The following is a 21223-nucleotide window of genomic DNA, read 5'->3' as shown; positions in this document are numbered from 1 at the left end:
GGAGTAGGTCCACATGTCCATAGTCACTATATACGAGAATTTTGCTATTGTTATGGAGCTGTTGATGCCCATACAGGCGAATCATTTTTCTTAATCGCTGGTGGATGTCATACTGAGTGGATGAACGCCTTTTTAGAAGAGCTTTCACAAGCTTATTCAGATGATTATCTTTTACTCGTTATGGACAATGCCATATGGCATAAATCAAGTACCTTAAAGATTCCGACTAATATTGGCTTTACCTTTATTCCTCCATACACCAGAGATGAACCCCATTGAACAAGTGTGGAAAGAGATTCGTAAACGTGGATTTAAGAATAAAGCCTTTCGAACTTTGGAAGATGTCATGAATCAACTTCAAGATGTCATACAAGGACTGGAGAAGGAGGTGATAAAGTCCATCGTTAATCGGAGATGGACTAGAATGCTTTTTGAAAGTAGATGAGTATAACTGGTTGATGAGACTGTGAAAAGAGCATAAAGACCAGCTTGCAAGCTGGTCATACTCTTCGAAAATCTCTTCAAACCACGTCAGCTTCATCTACAACCTCAAAGCAGTGCTTTGAGCAACCTACGGCTAGCTTCCTAGTTTGCTCTTTGATTCTCATTGAGTATCAGTATAGGTTATAAGAATAAGTCTTGTAGGGTTTTGGCAACACCGTCTTGGTCATTGGTCAGAGAAATTTGCTCATCTGCATAAGGGAGTAGCTCTGGATTGGCATTTTTCATGGCATAACCCTTCCCAGCAAAAGCGAGCATTTCGGTATCATTGTGTTCATCTCCAAAGGCAATCAAATCTTTTTTGTCGCGATTCATTATCTTGAGCAAGTAGTCCAAAGCAAAGGCCTTGTTGACACCTTTTGGGGTACATTCAAGGATATTGAGCGGACCTCCCCAGGTATTGATAGAAAGTTGATGCTGGTAGAAGGCGTTCATGTCTTTTGCCAAGGCATATTTGTCACTGGCTCTGGTCTGCAAGAGGATACAGTTAGGGTCCTTGGTCACCAATTCAGGCTGGAATTGATCTTCAGGCTGGAAAGCTTCTACACCAAATAGTTTGGGATTGGCAATTTCTTCATTGAGATTTGTAATGTAGAATTTTTTACGATATTCTCCAGCGATAAAATCGGCTTGAATGTCCTCTGAACGTTGAACCATATCTAGCAGATATTTTTTGTTTACAGTCAAACACTTTTCAAAATCCCAAACTTGGTCTGGTAAATGAGTAAGGGATCCGTTGAAGTTAATCATAGGAGTGTCTAAGCCCAGTTCACGGTAAAAATCTTTTGACATACGGTAAGGGCGACCTGTCGTAATAATAACCTGATGGCCTTTTTCAGCAACTTTTTTGATGGTTTTTTTGGTAAAGTCAGAAATCTGACTGTCCGAGTTGAGCAGGGTTCCATCCAGGTCAACTGCAATAATTTTTTTCGTCATATGGTCCTTTCTAGTGTCTTTCCAGATAAGATGTCTACTATTATAACAAAAAGCAGAGAGAAAAGCAGATTCCAAACAAAAAATGAAATTGAATCAATTTCTTAAATAAATTAATCAAAGATATTGAAAAAGTGAATGATAAATGATATAATTCTATTATTGTTCGTAAAAATTAAAAGGAGATTGATAATGGACAAATTATTTAAACTAAAAGAGAATGGTACAGACGTTCGTACAGAGGTTCTCGCTGGTTTAACAACTTTCTTTGCAATGAGCTATATTCTCTTTGTAAACCCACAAATTCTTTCGCAAACAGGAATGCCTGCTCAGGGTGTATTCCTCGCAACGATTATCGGTGCAGTTGCTGGTACCCTGATGATGGCCTTCTACGCTAACTTACCTTATGCCCAAGCGCCAGGTATGGGACTCAATGCCTTCTTCACCTTTACAGTTGTATTCGGGCTTGGTTATTCATGGCAAGAAGCTCTAGCTATGGTCTTTATCTGTGGAATTATCTCATTGATTATTACCTTGACAAATGTTCGTAAAATGATCATTGAATCGATTCCAAACGCCCTTCGTTCAGCTATTTCAGCTGGTATCGGTGTCTTTCTTGCCTACGTGGGGATTAAGAATGCTGGGCTTTTGAAATTTACGATTGATCCAGGCAACTATACTGTTGTAGGAGAAGGGGCTGACAAAGCTCAAGCAACGATTGCAGCAAATGCTTCAGCAGTTCCAGGCTTGGTCAGCTTTAATAATCCAGCTGTTTTGGTGGCTCTTGCAGGACTTGCTATCACAATCTTCTTTGTTATCAAAGGAATTAAAGGGGGAATTATCCTCTCTATCTTGACAACAACTGTTCTTGCTATTGCAGTTGGTTTGGTAGATTTGTCAAGCATCGATTTTGCTAATAACCATGTTGGTGCAGCCTTTGAAGATTTGAAGACAGTCTTTGGTGCAGCTCTTGGTTCAGAAGGTTTGGGAGCTTTGATTTCAGATACAGCTCGCTTGCCTGAAACTCTGATGGCCATTCTAGCCTTCTCATTGACAGATATTTTTGACACGATTGGTACCTTGATCGGTACAGGTGAAAAAGTTGGTATTGTAGCAACAAATGGTGAAAATCACCAATCAGCTAAGTTGGACAAGGCTCTTTACTCTGACTTGATTGGTACTTCAATTGGTGCCATCGCAGGTACTTCGAATGTAACGACTTATGTTGAGTCTGCTGCTGGTATCGGTGCAGGTGGACGTACTGGTTTGACAGCCTTGGTCGTGGCAATCTGTTTTGCGATCTCAAGCTTCTTTAGCCCACTTCTAGCGATTGTACCAACAGCCGCTACAGCTCCAATCTTGATTATCGTTGGGATTATGATGTTGGCTAGCTTGAAAAATATCCATTGGGACGATATGTCTGAAGCGGTTCCTGCTTTCTTCACATCTATCTTTATGGGATTCAGCTACTCTATCACTCAAGGGATTGCAGTTGGTTTCTTGACTTACACTTTGACTAAGATTGTTAAAGGTCAAGCTAAAGATGTCCATGTCATGATTTGGATTTTGGATGCCTTGTTTATCCTTAACTATATCAGCATGGCCCTATAAATGCTATAATATAAAAAGGGGTTCTCCCCTTTTTATATTATAGTTACTTGAAAATTGCTTCAAACTAGGTAGGTGATTTTGATTGAATGGTAGGAGTATGATTGATGATAAAAAAGAATATTTGGGATGAAGTATTAAACAGGGGGAAGTGGTTAATAATCTTTCTAGTAGGGCTTTTGTTTTCTCAGTTTCCTTTAGCCCTAGCAACTTTTTTAACTAGCAGAAAATTTCCACTGCTTCAAACGGGACTATTAGTAGGGGTCTTATCTCTTGTGGTTTTAACTGTATTTATAATAGGTGCTAGGAAAACACAGTTGGCTAGTTTTGGTTTATCGTTTTTCAAGGCTAAGGATTTGGCTAGATTGGCCTTAAGCTATCTAGTGATTCTTGCCTTTAATATTCTTGGTGTGGTCTTACTGCATTTGATGAATGAAACAACAACCAGCAATCAATCAAATATTAATGATTTGGTCCAGAATAGTTCCTTAATTTCCAGTTTTTTCTTACTGGTTCTAATAGCTCCTATTTGTGAGGAGATTTTATGTCGAGGAGTGATTCCTAAAAAACTCTTTCGTGGTAAAGAAAATGTGGGTTATATAGTCGGTGCTATTATCTTTGCCTTGCTTCATTTACCGACAAATCTACCTTCTCTTCTTATCTATGGAGGAATGTCAACTGTGCTAACTTGGACAGTTTATAAAACCCAACGTTTGGAAATGTCTATCTTACTTCACATGATTGTTAATGGAGTTTTTTTCTGTTTGTTGGCTTTTGTGGTGATCATGAGTCGGACATTAGGGATTTCTGTTTAAGATTTTTGACAATTGCTTACTTGTTTCTACTGGGAAAAAGATGAATGCAATCGTGTCCATTTTTTTCTTTTTATGGTAAAATAGAGAAATAATATGATGAAAAGCCTTGAGGGAGTGACCGATATGTCAAGTAAAGCCAATCATGCAAAGACAGCTATTTGCGGAATTATCAATGTAACCCCAGACTCCTTTTCGGACGGTGGTCAATTTTTTGCTCTTGAGCAGGCACTCCGGCAGGCTCGTAAATTGATAGCAGAAGGAGCCAGTATGCTAGATATCGGTGGAGAATCAACTCGGCCGGGAAGTAGCTATAGCTATGTTGAGATAGAAGAGGAAATCCAGCGTGTTGTTCCAGTGATTAAAGCGATTCGCAAGGAAAGTGATGTCCTCATTTCTATTGATACTTGGAAAAGTCAGGTGGCAGAGGCTGCTTTGGCTGCTGGTGCCAATCTGGTCAATGATATCACTGGCCTCATGGGAGATGAGAAAATGGCTCATGTGGTTGCTAAGGCTGGAGCGAAAGTGGTCATTATGTTTAACCCAGTCATGGCTCGACCTCAGCATCCTAGCTCGCTCATCTTTCCTCATTTTGGTTTTGGACAAGCTTTTACAGAGGAAGAGTTAGCTGACTTTGAAAAATTGCCAATCGAAGAGTTGATGGAGACTTTTTTTGAACGAGCACTAGCGAGAGCAGAGGAAGCAGGGATTGCTCAAGAAAACATCCTGCTGGATTCAGGAATTGGCTTTGGTCTGACCAAGAAAGAAAATCTGCTTCTTTTACGGGATCTGGATAAACTACATCAGAAAGGCTATCCAATCTTTCTCGGAGTGTCGCGCAAGCGGTTTGTCATCAATATTCTTGAAGAAAATGGTTTTGAAGTCAATCCTGAGACAGAACTTGGTTTCCGCAATCGAGATACGGCTTCGGCTCATGTAACCAGTATCGCTGCGAGACAGGGTGTGGAAGTGGTGCGCGTGCATGATGTAGTTAGTCACAGGATGGCAGTTGAAATTGCCTCCGCCATTCGTCTGGCTGATGAAGCGGAAGATTTAGATTTAAAACAATATAAATAAGATGAAAGAAATTCAAAACAATCAGTGGATTGCTAACTACCGGACGGACCAACCGCATTTTGGCTTGGAACGAATGGAGGAACTATTAGCTTTGCGTGGCAATCCCCATCTCAAACTCAAGGTCATCCATATCGGAGGGACCAATGGCAAGGGTTCGACCATTGCTTTTTTGAAAAAGATGCTAGAAAAGCTAGGGCTGAGAGTTGGCGTGTTTAGCTCGCCCTATCTCATTCATTATACAGACCAGATTAGCATCAATGGGGAATCTATCCCAGAGGCTAGACTAGAAGCCCTCATGGCAGACTATCAGTCTTTGTTGGAAGGGGAATCGGCTACCAATTTGCAGGGGACAACTGAGTTTGAAATAATTACAGCTATAGCCTATGATTACTTTGCCTCAGAGCAAGTAGATGTGGCTATCATGGAAGTCGGCATGGGTGGGCTTTTAGATAGTACCAATGTCTGCCAGCCAATTTTAACAGGAATTACGACCATTGGATTGGACCATGTAGCCCTACTTGGTGACACCTTGGAAGCCATAGCAGAGCAGAAAGCTGGTATTATCAAACAAGGTATTCCCTTGGTGACAGGTCGTATCGCTCCAGAAGCTTTGGCTATGATTGACCGCATTGCGGAAGGGAAAGATGCGTCGAGACTTGCCTACGGGGCAAATTATCATGTCAGTCACCAAGAGAGTGTGGTAACGGGTGAAGTATTTGACTATACCAGTGATGTCAGACAAGGTCGCTTCCAGACTGGCCTGCTTGGTTTGCACCAGATAGAGAATGCTGGGATGGCTCTAGCTTTACTTGATACTTTTTGTCAAGAAGATGGGCGAAAACTAGCAAGCAATCACTTGCTTGCTCAAGCCTTGGAAGAAACAAGTTGGCCAGGGCGTTTGGAAATCGTGTCAAGAGATTCCTTGATAATTTTAGATGGAGCCCACAATCCTCATGCCATAAAGGCTTTAGTAGCAACCTTGCAAGAACGCTTTGCGGATTATCGTAAGGAAATCCTCTTTACTTGTATCAAAACCAAGGCCTTGGAGGATATGTTGGACTTGCTGGGGACAATGCCAGATACCAAGCTTACCCTGACACATTTTGATGATAGTCGGGCAACTGATGAAAGCGTGCTGAAAGAGGCGGCTAAGTCTAGAAATCTCAGCTACCAAGGTTGGCAGGATTTTCTAGAGCAGAAATTGACAGATAAAAAAGAAGAGAAACAAACAGTTAGGATTGTCACGGGTTCCTTGTATTTCTTGAGCCAAGTGAGAGCCTATCTGATGGAGAGGAAGAACGAGAATGGATACACAAAAGATTGAAGCAGCTGTAAAAATGATTATCGAGGCTGTAGGAGAGGACGTTAATCGCGAGGGCTTGCAGGAAACGCCTGCTCGTGTGGCCCGTATGTACCAAGAGATTTTTTCAGGTCTTGGTCAAACAGCGGAGGAACATTTGTCAAAATCCTTTGAGATTATTGACGATAATATGGTGGTAGAAAAGGATATCTTTTTCCATACCATGTGTGAACACCACTTCTTGCCATTTTATGGGAGAGCACATATTGCCTACATTCCAGATGGTCGTGTGGCAGGTTTGTCTAAGCTAGCCCGTACGGTTGAAGTTTATTCTAAAAAGCCGCAAATTCAAGAACGTTTGAATATCGAAGTGGCCGATGCCTTGATGGACTATCTAGGTGCTAAAGGAGCCTTTGTTGTCATTGAGGCAGAGCATATGTGTATGAGCATGCGTGGTGTCAGAAAACCAGGCACTGCAACCTTGACGACAGTAGCTCGTGGTCTATTTGAAACAGATAAGGACCTTCGAGACCAAGCTTATCGTTTAATGGGACTATAATACTCTTCGAAAATCAAATTCAAACCACGTCAGCTTCCATCTGCAACCTCAAAACAGTGTTTTGAGCAGCCTGCGGCTAGCTTCCTAGTTTGTACTTTGATTTTCATTGAGTATAAAAAGAATCCGCTTGAAGCGGATTTTTCTAGAAAGGAATCATTATGGATCAACTGCAGATTAAGGATTTGGAAATTTTTGCCTATCATGGTCTTTTTCCTAGTGAGAAAGAATTGGGGCAGAAGTTTGTCGTTTCAGCCATCCTATCCTATGATATGACCAAGGCGGCTACAGACTTGGATTTGACAGCCTCTGTCCATTACGGAGAATTGTGCCAGCAGTGGACGACTTGGTTTCAGGAAACAACTGAGGATTTGATTGAAACGGTAGCCTATAAACTTTTGGAACGTACTTTTGAGACTTATCCTCTTGTCCAAGAAATGAAGTTGGAATTGAAAAAGCCTTGGGCGCCAGTTCATTTGCCATTAGACACTTGCTCAGTGACCATTCATCGTCGCAAGCAACGAGCCTTTATCGCCCTAGGAAGCAATATGGGAGATAAACAAGCAAACTTGAAACAGGCCATTGAGAAAATACGAGCTCGAGGTATCCATATTCTCAAAGAGTCCAGTGTCTTGACGACGGAGCCTTGGGGTGGTGTGGAGCAAGATAGCTTTGCTAATCAAGTGGTTGAGGTTGAAACCTGGTTGCCGGCCCCAGTTCTATTAGAGACCTTGTTAGCCATTGAGTCAGAGATGGGACGGGTGAGAGAAGTACATTGGGGGCCTCGTTTGATTGATTTGGACTTGCTCTTTGTGGAGGACCAGGTCCTTTATACAGATGACCTTATCTTGCCTCATCCTTACATAGCGGAACGCCTTTTTGTCCTTGAGCCCTTACAGGAAATTGCGCCTCATTTTATCCATCCTACATTAAAGCAACCGATCCGCAACTTGTATAATGCTTTGAAAAAATAGAAAAAGCTCTAGTTTTCAGTCGTTTGTAACTGAAGGTTAGAGCTTTTTAAAATAGGTCATTTTCTTCTGGGAGGAGGATAGTTTCTCTACCGTCCATATCTAAAACCAGTACTCTCGGGGGATAAAGAGGGTCGAAAGGATGGTTAAAGTCAAAATCAATGGCTGTAGGGAGGTGTTGACTTGAGAAGTGAAAGGTAATTTTTCCTTGGTTATTAAGCAATTGAAACTCGAGTTCTTCTTCCAATTCAAAGACATTTTTTAAGAAGTGGTCAATAATATACCAAAAAGAGTCAATGATGTCATCAGGCAAGCTGGTAACAATGCCAAAACTAGCCGACCGCATCTGGGTATTGGTAAAAGCCATATTTTTGCCCCCTTTCTTTTCCCTTATCATACAGCAAATAGGATTAAAAATCAAGAAAAGGTGATTTTTTGAAAAGGATTTTAGCTACAGGGAAAAATAAGGAAAAAAATTCCAAAAATCTATCGAAGTTAATAGGTAAATTCCCAAATTAACTTGATTATATAACTTTCAGTTACTTTGAGAAGTTACCTTTGAGAAGTTACCGAAAAATATTTTTCATATCTATTGACTTTTAGGGGTGAAATTTGGTATGATAGTAGGCGGTATTGTTTACCCCATTTGAAAGGCCCCGGAACCTTCCAAATACTTTTCGATGGGAAGGAACACCCATCACCGTAAACAAAAATCGAACTATATATAGGAGAAATCATGAACAAAACAACATTTATGGCTAAACCAGGCCAAGTTGAACGTAAATGGTACGTAGTTGACGCAACTGATGTACCACTTGGACGTCTTTCTGCAGTAGTTGCTAGCGTACTTCGCGGAAAAAACAAACCAACATTTACACCACACACTGATACAGGTGACTTTGTGATTGTTATCAATGCTGAAAAAGTTAAATTGACTGGTAAAAAAGCAACTGATAAAATCTACTACACTCACTCAAACCACCCAGGTGGATTGAAACAAATCTCTGCAGGTGAACTTCGTTCTAAAAATGCAGTACGTTTGATCGAGAAATCAGTTAAAGGTATGCTTCCACACAATACTCTTGGACGCGCTCAAGGTATGAAGTTGAAAGTATTTGTTGGAGCTGAGCACACTCACGCTGCACAACAACCAGAAGTTCTTGACATTTCAGGACTTATCTAAGGAAAGGAACAATAAAGTATGTCACAAGCACAATATGCAGGTACTGGACGTCGTAAAAACGCTGTTGCACGCGTTCGCCTTGTTCCAGGAACTGGTAAAATCACTGTTAACAAAAAAGATGTTGAAGAGTACATCCCACACGCTGACCTTCGTCTTGTCATCAACCAACCATTCGCAGTTACTTCAACTGTAGGTTCATACGACGTTTTCGTTAACGTTGTAGGTGGTGGATACGCTGGTCAATCAGGAGCTATCCGTCACGGTATCGCTCGTGCCCTTCTTCAAGTAGACCCAGACTTCCGCGATTCATTGAAACGCGCAGGACTTCTTACACGTGACTCACGTAAAGTTGAACGTAAGAAACCAGGTCTTAAGAAAGCTCGTAAAGCATCACAATTTAGTAAACGTTAATTCGAAAGAATTACTATACTTATACAGAGCACCTTTCGGGGTGTTCTTTTTTTATACTTTCTTACTAAATTGGTGCAATTGACACAGTTGTTGCGACTTTATACTCTTCGAAAATCTTTTCAAACCACGTCAGCTCTATCTGCAACCTCAAAACAGTGTTTTGAGCAACCTGCGGCTAGCTTCCTAGTTTGCTCTTTGATTTTCATTGAGTAGTAGTCTCTCATGTTTGTTTAGCGTCTAAAAGAGACATTTGAGAAGATTGAAAACAGTTCTCTCTTTTCTCCTAGTATAATGATTGGTAGGAAGGGAGAGAAAAGATGAAATCAATGAGAATCTTATTTTTGTTAGCTTTAATTCAAATCAGTTTGAGTAGCTGTTTTCTATGGAAGGAATGCATCTTGTCCTTTAAACAAAGTACAGCTTTTTTCATCGGAAGTATGGTCTTCGTTTCAGGAATCTGTGCTGGAGTAAATTATCTTTATACCCGTAAGCAAGAAGTCCATAGTGTCCTAGCCAGTAAGAAGTCAGTGAAGCTTTTTTACAGTATGTTACTCTTAATTAATTTATTAGGAGCTGTCCTTGTCTTGTCAGATAACTTGTTCATTAAAAATACGCTGCAGCAAGAATTAGTTGACTTTTTATTGCCATCCTTTTTCTTTCTATTTGGGCTAGATTTGCTGATTTTTTTACCCTTGAAAAAATACATGCGCGATTTTCTTGCTATGCTAGACAGAAAAAAGACAGTGTTGGTGACTATTTTAGCAACACTTCTCTTTTTAAGAAATCCAATGACCATTGTCTCTCTTCTGATGTATATTGGACTGGGTTTGTTTTTTGCAGCCTATCTTGTCCCAAATTCGGTCAAGAAGGAAGTTTCCTTTTATGGTCATATTTTCCGAGATCTTGTATTGGTCATTGCTACGCTCATTTTCTTTTAGAGAAAGCTTGTTTTTATGGATGTTATGATGGTAATACTCTTCGAAAATCTCTTCAAACTACGTCAGCGTCGCCTTGCCGTACTCAAGTACAGCCTGCGGCTAGCTTCCTAGTTTGCTCTTTGATTTTCATTGAGTATAAGTTTAGCAGGAAAATAGACACAAAAGAAAAGTTTTTGGTATAATAAGAGTATGTACACAAAAAATGAAGAAGAGCTACAAGCCTTAGGGGAGCGTTTGGGTCATCTATTAGCAAAGAATGATGTTTTAATCTTAACTGGAGAACTGGGTGCAGGTAAAACGACCTTTACTAAAGGACTTGCTAAAGGTTTACAGATTTCTCAAATGATTAAAAGTCCAACCTATACTATCGTAAGAGAGTATGAGGGGCGTCTTCCGCTTTTCCATTTAGATGTTTATCGAATTGAAGGAGATGCGGATTCTATCGATTTGGATGAGTTTCTCTTTGGTGGCGGAGTGACTGTTATTGAGTGGGGCAATCTCTTAGGAGATGCCTTGCCAGATACTTATTTAGAGTTGGAAATTCTAAAAGAAGAAGACGGTCGCAGATTACATTTCCAAGCAAAGGGTTTGCGTGCAGAAAAGCTTTTAGAGGAGCTTCAACATGGAGTATGAATTGCTCATTAGGGAAGCAGAGCCCAAAGATGCAGCTGAATTAGTGGCCTTTTTAAATCGTGTAAGTTTAGAGACAGATTTTACCAGCCTAGACAGAGATGGTATTCTCTTGACCAGTGAGGAGATGGAAATATTCCTCAACAAGCAAGCTAGTTCGGACAATCAGATAACCTTACTTGCATTCTTAAATGATAAAATTGCTGGTATTGTAAATATTACAGCTGACCAGCGCAAGAGAGTACGTCATATTGGAGATCTCTTCATTGTGATTGGCAAAAGATATTGGAATAATGGCTTGGGAAGTTTGTTGCTAGAAGAAGCGATAGAGTGGGCACAAGCAAGTGGCATTCTGCGTCGTCTCCAACTGACTGTCCAAACTCGTAATCAAGCAGCAGTTCATCTTTATCAAAAGCATGGCTTTATAATTGAAGGTCGCCAAGAGCGTGGGGCATATATAGAAGAAGGGAAATTTATCGATGTTTACTTGATGGGTAAACTGATCGATTAGTAGAAATATGGTTAAAAAAATTATTGGAATGGTGCTAGCTTTACTTTCTGTAACTGTAGTAGGAGCAGGTATTTTTGCTTATACTATTTATCAGCAAGGGACAGAAACCTTAGCTAAAACCTATAAAAAAATCGGCGAAGAAACCAAGGTTATTGAAGCAACTGAACCTTTGACCATTCTGTTAATGGGGGTTGACACCGGAAATGCTGAACGAACTGAAACTTGGGTCGGTAGAAGTGATAGCATGATCTTGATGACAGTGAATCCTAAAACGAAAAAAACAACGATGATGAGTTTAGAGCGGGATATTCTGACCCGCATTGAATCAGGGAATGGTCAGGTTCATGAAGCGAAACTGAATTCAGCATATGCAGATGGTGGAGCAGAGCTTGCTATAGAAACCATTCAAAAAATGATGAATATCCATATTGATCGCTATGTGATGGTCAATATGAAAGGGTTACAAAAACTAGTGGATGCAGTAGGTGGTATTACAGTCAATAATACCCTAGGTTTCCCAATTTCTATCAGTGACCAAGAAGAATTTAATACCATTTCTATTGGTGTTGGGGAGCAACATATTGGGGGAGAAGAAGCCCTAGTCTATGCACGAATGCGTTACCAAGATCCTGAGGGGGATTATGGTCGTCAAAAACGTCAACGTGAAGTTATTCAAAAAGTCATGGAAAAAGCTCTCAGTTTAAATAGCGTTGGTCATTATCAAGAGATTCTAAAAGCTTTGAGTGACAATATGCAGACCAATATTGATTTGTCTGCAAAAAGTATCCCTAACTTGCTAGGGTATAAAGATTCATTTAAAACCATTGAAACTCAGCAGTTGCAGGGTGAAGGAGAGATGCTTCAAGGTGTTTCTTACCAGATTGTTTCGAGAGCCCATATGTTGGAAATGCAAAATTTACTCCGACGTTCTTTGGGACAAGAAGAAGTCACTCAGCTTGAAACTAATGCGGTTTTATTTGAAGATTTATTTGGCAGAGCCCCTGTTGGTGATGAAGATAATTAACTTTTGATACAAATAAAAAATCAATCGTAGGAAAATTCCTGCGATTTTTTCAAAAAAATACGAATAGATAGGTAGGAGGAAACATGAAAGCAGAAATCATTGCTGTTGGAACAGAGATTTTGACAGGACAGATTGTCAATACCAATGCTCAGTTTTTGTCGGAAAAACTAGCAGAAATTGGGGTAGACGTATATTTTCAGACGGCTGTAGGAGACAATGAAGCTCGTCTCTTGTCTTTGCTTGAGATTGCCAGTCAACGTAGCAGTCTGGTGATTTTGACAGGTGGTTTAGGGCCGACTGAGGACGATTTGACCAAACAAACTCTGGCTAAATTTTTAGGGAAAGAATTAGTCTTCGATCCTCAGACCCAGGAGAAGTTGGATGTCTTTTTTGCCCAGAGACCAGACTATGCCCGAACACCTAATAACGAAAGACAAGCTCAAATTGTAGAAGGAGCGACTCCACTGCCCAACGAAACAGGACTGGCTGTGGGAGGCATTTTGGAAGTCGAAGGAGTGACCTACGTCGTCCTTCCAGGTCCACCGAGTGAATTGAAACCTATGGTCTTAAACCAACTTTTACCCAAGTTGATGACAGGGAGAAAGCTGTATTCCCGAGTTCTTCGTTTCTTTGGAATTGGCGAGAGTCAGCTGGTGACGATTTTGGCTGATTTAATTGAGAATCAAACAGATCCGACCTTGGCACCTTATGCCAAGACAGGAGAAGTCACTCTACGTCTGTCAACAAAGGCTAGCAGTCAAGAAGAGGCGAATCAAGCGCTGGATATCTTAGAAAACCAAATCTTGAATCGCCAAACTTTTGAAGGCTTTTCTTTACGAGAACTTTGCTATGGTTATGGGGAAGAGACTAGTTTAGCCAGCATTGTGGTAGAAGAACTGAAAAGGCAAGGGAAAACCATCACGGCTGCAGAGAGTTTGACGGCAGGTCTTTTCCAAGCTAGTCTAGCGGATTTGTCAGGAGCTTCAAGTATATTTAAGGGTGGTTTTGTGACCTATAGCTTGGAGGAAAAATCAAAAATGTTGGATATTCCTGTCAAGGATTTGGAAGAACATGGTGTGGTGTCTGAATTTACAGCTCAGAAGATGGCTGAGCAGGCACGAATCAAGATCCAGTCTGATTTTGGAATTAGTTTGACTGGAGTGGCAGGACCAGATAGCCTAGAAGGATATCCAGCTGGGACAGTCTTCATAGGCTTGGCTCAAGAGCAAGGAACTGAGGTTATCAAGGTGAATATTGGAGGCAGAAGTCGAGCAGATGTACGTCACATTGCGGTTATGCATGCCTTTAACCTAGTTCGCAAGGCTTTATTAAGTGACTAACTTTTGATATAATAGTAGATAGGTCTGAGGATCATTAGAATGTAGGAGAATAGAATGGCGAAAAAACCAAAAAAATTAGAAGAAATTTCAAAAAAATTTGGGGCAGAACGTGAAAAGGCCTTGAATGATGCTCTTAAATTGATTGAGAAAGACTTTGGTAAAGGATCAATCATGCGTTTGGGTGAACGTGCGGAGCAAAAGGTGCAAGTGATGAGCTCAGGTTCTTTAGCTCTTGACATTGCCCTTGGTTCAGGTGGTTATCCTAAGGGACGTATCATCGAAATCTATGGACCAGAGTCATCTGGTAAGACGACGGTTGCCCTTCATGCAGTTGCACAAGCGCAAAAAGAAGGTGGGATTGCAGCCTTTATCGATGCGGAGCATGCCCTTGACCCAGCTTATGCTGCGGCCCTTGGTGTTAACATTGACGAATTGCTCTTGTCACAACCAGACTCAGGAGAGCAAGGTCTTGAAATTGCAGGAAAATTGATTGACTCAGGTGCTGTAGATCTTGTCGTGGTCGACTCAGTTGCGGCCCTTGTACCTCGTGCGGAGATTGATGGAGATATCGGTGATAGCCACGTTGGTTTGCAGGCCCGTATGATGAGTCAGGCCATGCGTAAACTTGGTGCTTCTATCAATAAAACCAAAACAATTGCTATCTTTATCAACCAATTGCGTGAAAAAGTTGGGGTCATGTTTGGAAATCCAGAAACAACACCTGGCGGACGTGCTTTGAAATTCTATGCTTCAGTCCGCTTAGATGTTCGTGGTAACACACAAATTAAGGGAACTGGTGACCAAAAAGAAACCAATGTCGGTAAAGAAACTAAGATTAAGGTTGTAAAAAATAAGGTAGCTCCACCGTTTAAGGAAACCGTAGTTGAAATTATGTACGGAGAAGGAATTTCTAAGACTGGTGAACTCTTGAAGATTGCAAGCGACTTGGATATTATCAAAAAAGCAGGAGCTTGGTATTCTTACAAGGATGAAAAAATCGGTCAGGGTTCTGAGAATTCTAAGAAATATTTGGCAGAGCACCCAGAAATCTTTGATGAAATTGATAAGCAAGTCCGTTCTAAATTTGGCTTGATTGATGGAGAAGAAGCTTCAGAACAAGATACTGAAAACAAAAAAGATGAAGCAGTTCAAGCAGATTCTGTGAATGAAGAAGTGACACTTGACCTAGGCGATGAACTTGAAATCGAAATTGAAGAATAAGCTGTTAAAGTAGTGGAGAAATCCGCTACTTTTTCGATTTTTGATTCAAGATTTCAGATTGACTATAGTTTGCTGTTTCTTGTGGCTCCACTAGAAAGCTGATGTAATAGCCTTATGAATAAAAAACGAACAGTGGACCTGATACATGGTCCGATTCTTCCTTCTCTCTTGAGTTTTGCCTTCCCAATCTTGCTGTCTAATATCTTTCAGCAACTCTATAACACTGCTGATGTCTTGATTGTTGGACGTTTTCTTGGACAAGACTCCTTGGCAGCGGTAGGGGCGACGACAGCGATTTTTGACCTGATTGTAGGTTTTACTCTTGGTGTTGGAAATGGCATGGGGATTGTCATTGCCCGTTATTATGGAGCTCGGAATTTCACTAAAATCAAGGAAGCAGTAGCATCCACCTGGATTTTAGGGGCTCTTTTGAGTGTTGTAGTGATGCTGCTGGGCTTTCTTGGTTTGTATCCTCTTTTACAGTACCTAGATACCCCTGCTGAAATCCTTCCCCAGTCCTATCAATATATTTCTATGATTGTGACCTGTGTCGGCGTCAGCTTTGCCTATAATCTCTTTGCAGGTTTGTTGCGGTCCATTGGTGACAGTCTAGCCGCCCTTGGATTTCTGATTTTCTCTGCCTTGGTTAATGTGGTTCTCGATCTCTATTTTATTACGCAACTGCAACTGGGAGTTCAATCCGCGGGACTTGCTACCATTATTTCGCAAGGTTTATCAGCGGTTCTCTGCTTTTACTATATTCGTAAGAGTGTGCCAGAACTTTTGCCTCAACGCAAGCATTTCAAATGGGATAAGTCCTTGTACGCCGATCTCTTGGAGCAAGGTTTGGCTATGGGCTTGATGAGTTCGATTGTGTCCATCGGCAGTGTGATTTTACAGTCTTCTGTCAATACCTTTGGCGCAGTGATTATTAGTGCCCAGACGGCGGCTCGACGCATTATGGCCTTCGCCCTTCTTCCTATGACCGCTATTTCTGCTTCGATGACGACCTTTGCTTCTCAGAATCTAGGAGCTAAGCGACCAGATCGCATTGTCCAAGGTCTTCGAATCGGTAGTCGTTTGAGTATGTCCTGGGCAGTTTTTGTTTGTGTCTTCCTCTTTTTTGCCAGTCCAGCCTTGGTTTCCTTCTTGGCTAGTTCGACGGATAGCTATTTGGTAGAAAATGGTAGTCTCTATCTGCAAATCAGTTCAGCCTTTTATCCCATTTTGAGCCTCTTGTTAATTTATCGCAATTGCTTGCAGGGCTTGGGGCAAAAAGTCCTTCCGCTGGTTTCTAGCTTTATCGAACTAGTCGGGAAAATCGCTTTTGTGGTCTTGATTATCCCTTGGGCAGGCTATAAGGGAGTTATCCTTTGCGAACCCCTCATCTGGGTTGCCATGACCATTCAACTGTACTTTTCGCTTTTCCGTCATCCTTTAATAAAAGAAGGTAAGGTCATCTTGGCAACAAAAGTGTCATCCTAGCTCGATTTGCTAAATAAAATCCATTTCCTCTAGTGAAAATCGAAAAACTTGTGCTGTCATCTTTAGTTTGGTCTTGAAAATAGTTTAACAGACTTTTGACTTCTTTTATATGATATAATAAAGTATAGTATTTATGAAAAGGACATATAGAGACTGTAAAAATATACTTTTGAAAAGCTTTTTAGTTTGGGGTGTTTTTGTAGATAGAATGCAGACCTTATCAGTCCTATTTACAGTGTCAAAATAGTGCGTTTTGAAGTTCTATCTACAAGCCTAATCGTGACTAGGATTGTATTCTTTATGAGGTATAAATAAAGGAGTTTCTAGCTCTGGATTGTAAAAAATGAGTTGTCTTAATCGATAAGGAGTAGAATATGGAAATTGATGTGAGTAAATTAAGAACAGATTTGCCTCAAGTTGGCGTGCAACCATATAGGCAAGTCCATGCCCATTCCACAGGCAACCGTAATTCAACGGTTCAAAATGAGGCTGACTACCATTACAGAAAAGATCCTGAATTGGGCTTCTTTTCTCACGTAGTCGGTAATGGTCGTGTTATGCAGGTAGGACCTGTTGATAATGGTGCCTGGGACGTTGGGGGCGGTTGGAATGCAGAAGGTTATGCACAAGTTGAACTGATTGAAAGCCATGAATCGAAAGAAGAGTTTCTGATTGACTATCGTCTCTATATCGAACTCTTGCGTAATCTAGCAGACGAGGCTGGGATACCTAAAACGCTTGATACTGCTGATTTAGCAGGTATCAAGACACACGAATATTGCACCAATAACCAACCTGACAACAACTCAGATCATGTTGACCCTTATCCTTATCTTGCAAGCTGGGGCATTAGTCGTGAGCAATTCAAGCAGGATATTGAAAACGGCTTGACGATTGAAGCAGGATGGCGACAGAACGATACTGGCACCTGGTATGTACACTCAGATGGTTCTTATCCAAAAGATAAGTTTGAGAAAGTTAATGGTACCTGGTATTACTTTGACGGTTCAGGATATATGCTTGCAGACCGCTGGAAGAAGCACACAGACGGCAACTGGTACTGGTTTGACCAGTCAGGCGAAATGGCGACAGGCTGGAAGAAAATCGCTGAGAAGTGGTACTATTTCGATGGAGAAGGTGCTATGAAAACAGGCTGGATCAAATACAAGGAGACTTGGTACTATCTTGATAGTCAAAATGGGGACATGGTTTCTAATGCCTTTGTCAAATCAAATGATGGCTGGTATTACCTTAAAGAAGATGGCACGATAGCAGAAAAACCAGAATTTACAGTCGAGCCTGAAGGCTTGATAACAGTAAAATAATAATGGAATGTCTTTCAAATCAGAACAGCGCATATTATTAGGTCTTGAAAAAGCTTAATAGTATGCGTTTTCTTGTGGAGATATTTCCTTCAATTTTTGCTACTATATTAAATAAAAATCAAAAAGCAAACTAGAAAGTTATGCTAAAATAAAATCTAAATTTGACAATGTAAATCGAGTCGGATAGCTTTAAGTACTGTTTTGAGGTTGAAGATACGATTTTTGATAGGAACTCATCAAATAGGTTTACTATCATCAATTTTGGATTTTTAAGCAGTATCAATAAATTGCTTCCTTGTTTTGTCATAATTTTTTTATTTAAAAAATTTACTTTATGACAAGAGTGTGCTATTCTTTTTATGAGAGGTGTATGAATATGATAAATGTATGTGATGTTGGAAAAAGAATAAAAGAACTTAGAATATCTTCAAATCTTACTCAAGATAAGATTGCTGAATATTTGTCTTTGAATCAAAGCATGATTGCCAAAATGGAAAAAGGTGAAAGGAATATCACGTCGGATGTTATTGAGAAACTATCTGCCCTGTTTTGCTGTACGGTTGAATATCTTTTGTTTGGCGAACAAGCTGAACAACAGTGTGTAATATCGTTTAGAAAAAATAAAATAGTAGACCAAGATCTTAAAGTTTTAGCGAAAATCAATAAAATTGTATTGAATCAATTTGAGATAGATCAGCTATTGGAGACAAAATAAATGATTGATAAAATGGATTTAAGTAATAAAGCTTCAAATCTTAGAAAAAAGTTGGGAGCTGACGGTGAAGCGCCGATAGATATTTTTAAATTGGTACAAAAGATAGAGAATTTGACGCTGGTATTTTATGGACTCGGAAAGAATATTAGCGGAGTCTGTTATAAAGGAACTCAGTCAAGTCTCATTGTAATCAATTCAGACATGTCATTAGGAAGACAAGGATTTTCTTTAGCACATGAACTGTATCATCTTTATTATGATGAGGTGAAGAAGAGTTCAGTCAGTCTTATCTTGATTGGTGAAGGAGATGAAACTGAAAGAAAAGCGGATCAGTTTGCTTCATATTTTTTAGTTTCCCCATCTTCACTGTATAGGATGGTTGAGGAAATCAGAGAAAATGCTAATAGAACTCATCTTGAAGTAGAAGATATTATAAAATTGGGTCAGTTTTATGGTATCAGTCATAAAGCTATGTTATATAGATTGCGGAATGATGGATACCTTGATGCAGAAGAAATTAAAAATATGGATATTAGTGTTATAGAGACAGCTTCAAGATTAGGCTATGATACAAGTTTATATCGTCCTTTGTCAGAAAGTAAAAAGGAAATGGTATTAGGACACTATATTAAATCGACTGGACAACTTTTAGAAAATAACAGAATTTCGCAAGGGAAGTATGAGGAACTGCTACTAGATGCTTTCAGATATGATATTGTATATGGGCTAGATGAAGAGGGGGAGTTGTCGTTTGACTAGTCGTGTATTTATTGATACAGATTGTATTTCAGCATTTTTATGGGTTGGCACTGAACATCTTTTAGAAAAGCTCTATTCGGGTAAAATTGTTATTCCACAAGAGGTGTATGATGAAATCAATATACCTACAATTCCCCACTTAAAATCTAGGATAGACCAGTTAGTAGCTAAGGGTTCGGCTGAGATTGTGAGCATAGACATTGGAACTGAAGAATACGAATTATATAGAAATTTAACAAGAAATCATGATAGTAACAAGGTTATTGGTAAGGGAGAAGCGGCTTCTATTTCCTTAGCGAAAAAGCATAATGGGATATTAGGAAGTAATAACCTAAGAGATGTTAAACCATATGTAGAAGAATTTTCTTTAGAACATATGACAACAGGAGATATACTGGTTGAAGCGTTTAAAGCGCAATTTATTACTGAACAAGAGGGCAATCATATCTGGAATAATATGCTTAAAAAGAGAAGGAAAATTGGGGCGGCTTCTTTTTCAGACTATCTTCGTGGAAGTGTTCATCAAAATAGACAAAAATAAATTTGGATAAATCGAACTCACTATTCAGTAGGCATATGAGCAATTCGAAGAAGAAAAGTGTCAAATTGAGCCTATAAGAGTAGAAATGACCTACATAGGGGATGAGAGAAAAGTTGTCCTTGAAGTTTCCCTGAACTATCAGTCGCATGTCAAACGATATGTAGGGTAATGTGAGAAGGGATAGCGAGTAGTTTTTGGTTATTTTATCAAAAAACTTGTATTTTATCATACTGAATGATAAAATACAAGAAAAATAGTAGAATAAAGGAAAGCTTTTCTAAAATGTGTATCTCCCCACAGGATTCGTTCTTGTGGGATTTTTTTCGTTAAAGAAAGCGATAAATATTGACTTTTTTAAAGAAAGATGTCATAATTAAGTTGGAAAAAACGTAAAAGTATCACTTTTCTCGTTATCCCGACTCCCAAAACGTCGTTAAACCGCTCGGCAATCCATGGAGACATGGACACATAGTAGTAAGCACGCTATGTGGCTTGGCAGAGCTAAAAACTGTTCCCTTGCGATAAGCCTAATAAGCACAACATAGGGAGTTAGAGAAGCCGACTCTAATCATCCACTTTGGGCAGTAGTGAGAACTGCCCCGTGCTTTTTTTATTTTGAGAAAATATGGAGTTTGTCGTTGAAATTACTTGATTGTATTTTAGATTATCAAGAGAAATTCGATGGAAAAACATGTCAAGTATCAACGAATTATAAGCATTTAGAGACTTTCGAAGTAGATTTTTGCTTGACTGATTTACATCACTTATTTGGCTTGCACAAAATCACACGAGATTATGCTAGTCAAACAATACCTGCTATTCAAGCTGGTGTTTTTATTTTGGAAGAATATAAAAATAATCCCATGTACAACGATGTTATAGAAAGGATATCTTTGTATAGTTTTATCGGTGATATCTTCTATTCTAAGATAACAAGTTGTTGTATCCTAGCCAAAGATTTATCTAAAAACACTATGAAGTTGGACGTCATATTTTTTGAAGATAGAAACAAAAGATCCGCAATTTTAGGTTTACGAAGAGATAAAAGTGGAGTGTTTAAACCGGTTACTCTACATTTTACAAGCGCTAAGAAATATGCTAAAGTTCGTAAAACAGATGTGAAAGAAATTAAATGGTTATAAAAAACTTTTCGCAGGCTTCGACTTGCGTTTTTTTGTTTGATAAAATTAAAAAAATGTGCAAAAATAAGTAGAATTGAAAACAGGAAAAAACACCTCCTTTCGATTCGCCAAGCCTCTTCGCAAGGCAATGAGGGGGCGGAGAGACGCGCTCGTCAACAGAAGTATCTCATTGGAAATGTTGCTCACTTTTTTAGTGAGCTTTTTATTTAAGGAATAGGAATGAAAAGTAAGAAGTTAAAA

At 39.7% G+C, this 21223-nt stretch carries 21 protein-coding genes and 2 pseudogenes; 21 read left to right on the top strand and 2 right to left on the bottom strand.

What is annotated here, in order from left to right; translation table 11 throughout:
- Positions 1-445 (top strand): annotated as a pseudogene (locus HT709_RS05730) (IS630 family transposase); the annotation flags it as partial.
- A gap of 179 nt (positions 446-624) precedes the next feature.
- Here the strand turns inward: HT709_RS05730 and HT709_RS05725 are convergent.
- Complete coding sequence (locus HT709_RS05725) at positions 625-1437, bottom strand: Cof-type HAD-IIB family hydrolase (protein WP_050261843.1); 813 nt, start codon at positions 1435-1437, stop codon at positions 625-627.
- A gap of 189 nt (positions 1438-1626) precedes the next feature.
- Between HT709_RS05725 and HT709_RS05720 the strand changes: the two genes are divergently transcribed.
- From HT709_RS05720 to folK, 6 genes are all read left to right on the top strand, one after another.
- A complete protein-coding gene (locus HT709_RS05720; RefSeq protein WP_172925591.1) occupies positions 1627-3045 on the top strand; it encodes an NCS2 family permease in 1419 nt (472 codons plus the stop codon).
- A 104-nt stretch (positions 3046-3149) separates the two neighbouring features.
- Positions 3150-3857, top strand: a complete 708-nt coding sequence (locus HT709_RS05715) for a type II CAAX endopeptidase family protein (RefSeq protein WP_172925590.1) — start codon at positions 3150-3152, stop codon at positions 3855-3857.
- 93 nt (positions 3858-3950) lie between these two features.
- The gene (gene folP / locus HT709_RS05710) at positions 3951-4931 is read left to right on the top strand and encodes a dihydropteroate synthase (protein WP_172925589.1); all 981 of its coding nucleotides are present in this window, start codon (positions 3951-3953) and stop codon (positions 4929-4931) included.
- A gap of 1 nt (position 4932) precedes the next feature.
- The gene (locus tag HT709_RS05705; protein WP_172925588.1) at positions 4933-6255 is read left to right on the top strand and encodes a folylpolyglutamate synthase/dihydrofolate synthase family protein; all 1323 of its coding nucleotides are present in this window, start codon (positions 4933-4935) and stop codon (positions 6253-6255) included.
- A complete protein-coding gene (gene folE, locus HT709_RS05700) occupies positions 6236-6790 on the top strand; it encodes a GTP cyclohydrolase I FolE (RefSeq protein ID WP_000380921.1) in 555 nt (184 codons plus the stop codon). The genes HT709_RS05705 and folE overlap by 20 nt, the downstream gene beginning before the upstream one ends.
- A gap of 158 nt (positions 6791-6948) precedes the next feature.
- Entirely contained in the window at positions 6949-7761 is an 813-nt protein-coding gene (gene folK / locus HT709_RS05695; protein WP_172925587.1) for a 2-amino-4-hydroxy-6-hydroxymethyldihydropteridine diphosphokinase, read from the top strand.
- Positions 7762-7807: 46 nt separating this feature from the next.
- Here folK and HT709_RS05690 read toward each other — a convergent pair whose 3' ends face one another.
- Positions 7808-8125, bottom strand: coding sequence for a DUF960 domain-containing protein (locus tag HT709_RS05690; RefSeq protein WP_172925586.1), 318 nt, complete (start codon positions 8123-8125; stop codon positions 7808-7810).
- Between the two features lie 369 nt (positions 8126-8494).
- Here HT709_RS05690 and rplM point away from each other — a divergent pair, with 369 nt between their 5' ends.
- From rplM to HT709_RS05620, 14 genes and pseudogenes are all read left to right on the top strand, one after another.
- The gene (gene rplM, locus HT709_RS05685; RefSeq protein ID WP_001044624.1) at positions 8495-8941 is read left to right on the top strand and encodes a 50S ribosomal protein L13; all 447 of its coding nucleotides are present in this window, start codon (positions 8495-8497) and stop codon (positions 8939-8941) included.
- Positions 8942-8959: 18 nt separating this feature from the next.
- Positions 8960-9352, top strand: coding sequence for a 30S ribosomal protein S9 (gene rpsI, locus HT709_RS05680; protein WP_000075973.1), 393 nt, complete (start codon positions 8960-8962; stop codon positions 9350-9352).
- A gap of 317 nt (positions 9353-9669) precedes the next feature.
- Positions 9670-10290, top strand: a complete 621-nt coding sequence (locus HT709_RS05675) for a hypothetical protein (protein WP_050208075.1) — start codon at positions 9670-9672, stop codon at positions 10288-10290.
- A gap of 189 nt (positions 10291-10479) precedes the next feature.
- Positions 10480-10923 (top strand): tRNA (adenosine(37)-N6)-threonylcarbamoyltransferase complex ATPase subunit type 1 TsaE, encoded by a 444-nt coding sequence (tsaE, locus tag HT709_RS05670; RefSeq protein ID WP_023936473.1) that lies wholly within the window; start codon positions 10480-10482, stop codon positions 10921-10923.
- On the top strand, positions 10913-11431 hold the full coding sequence (locus HT709_RS05665) for a GNAT family N-acetyltransferase (protein WP_023936471.1): 519 nt from the start codon (positions 10913-10915) through the stop codon (positions 11429-11431). Before tsaE ends, HT709_RS05665 begins: the two co-directional genes overlap by 11 nt.
- Before the next feature lie 7 nt (positions 11432-11438).
- A complete protein-coding gene (locus HT709_RS05660; protein ID WP_000239276.1) occupies positions 11439-12455 on the top strand; it encodes an LCP family protein in 1017 nt (338 codons plus the stop codon).
- A gap of 83 nt (positions 12456-12538) precedes the next feature.
- Positions 12539-13795, top strand: a complete 1257-nt coding sequence (locus HT709_RS05655) for a competence/damage-inducible protein A (RefSeq protein WP_023936469.1) — start codon at positions 12539-12541, stop codon at positions 13793-13795.
- A 54-nt stretch (positions 13796-13849) separates the two neighbouring features.
- A complete protein-coding gene (gene recA / locus HT709_RS05650) occupies positions 13850-15016 on the top strand; it encodes a recombinase RecA (RefSeq protein ID WP_001085465.1) in 1167 nt (388 codons plus the stop codon).
- Between the two features lie 114 nt (positions 15017-15130).
- Positions 15131-16501: an MATE family efflux transporter gene (locus HT709_RS05645; protein ID WP_138700175.1), complete on the top strand. Its 1371-nt coding sequence runs from the start codon at positions 15131-15133 to the stop codon at positions 16499-16501.
- Between the two features lie 374 nt (positions 16502-16875).
- A complete protein-coding gene (locus HT709_RS05640; protein ID WP_000401884.1) occupies positions 16876-17826 on the top strand; it encodes an N-acetylmuramoyl-L-alanine amidase family protein in 951 nt (316 codons plus the stop codon).
- A gap of 370 nt (positions 17827-18196) precedes the next feature.
- The gene (locus tag HT709_RS12045; protein ID WP_001056000.1) at positions 18197-18541 is read left to right on the top strand and encodes a helix-turn-helix transcriptional regulator; all 345 of its coding nucleotides are present in this window, start codon (positions 18197-18199) and stop codon (positions 18539-18541) included.
- A gap of 12 nt (positions 18542-18553) precedes the next feature.
- Positions 18554-19300, top strand: a complete 747-nt coding sequence (locus tag HT709_RS05630; protein ID WP_309598697.1) for an ImmA/IrrE family metallo-endopeptidase — start codon at positions 18554-18556, stop codon at positions 19298-19300.
- A pseudogene (locus tag HT709_RS05625) lies at positions 19293-19715 on the top strand (hypothetical protein); the annotation flags it as partial. The gene HT709_RS05630 and the pseudogene HT709_RS05625, both read left to right, overlap by 8 nt.
- Before the next feature lie 713 nt (positions 19716-20428).
- Positions 20429-20983, top strand: coding sequence for a PBECR4 domain-containing protein (locus tag HT709_RS05620; RefSeq protein ID WP_306416194.1), 555 nt, complete (start codon positions 20429-20431; stop codon positions 20981-20983).
- Positions 20984-21223 lie beyond the last annotated feature (240 nt).

The sequence above is a fragment of the Streptococcus sp. 1343 genome (assembly GCF_013277355.1).
GTDB lineage: Bacteria > Bacillota > Bacilli > Lactobacillales > Streptococcaceae > Streptococcus > Streptococcus pseudopneumoniae.
Note: the sequence above shows the minus strand (reverse complement) of the source record. Positions and strands in the feature narration are given on the sequence as shown.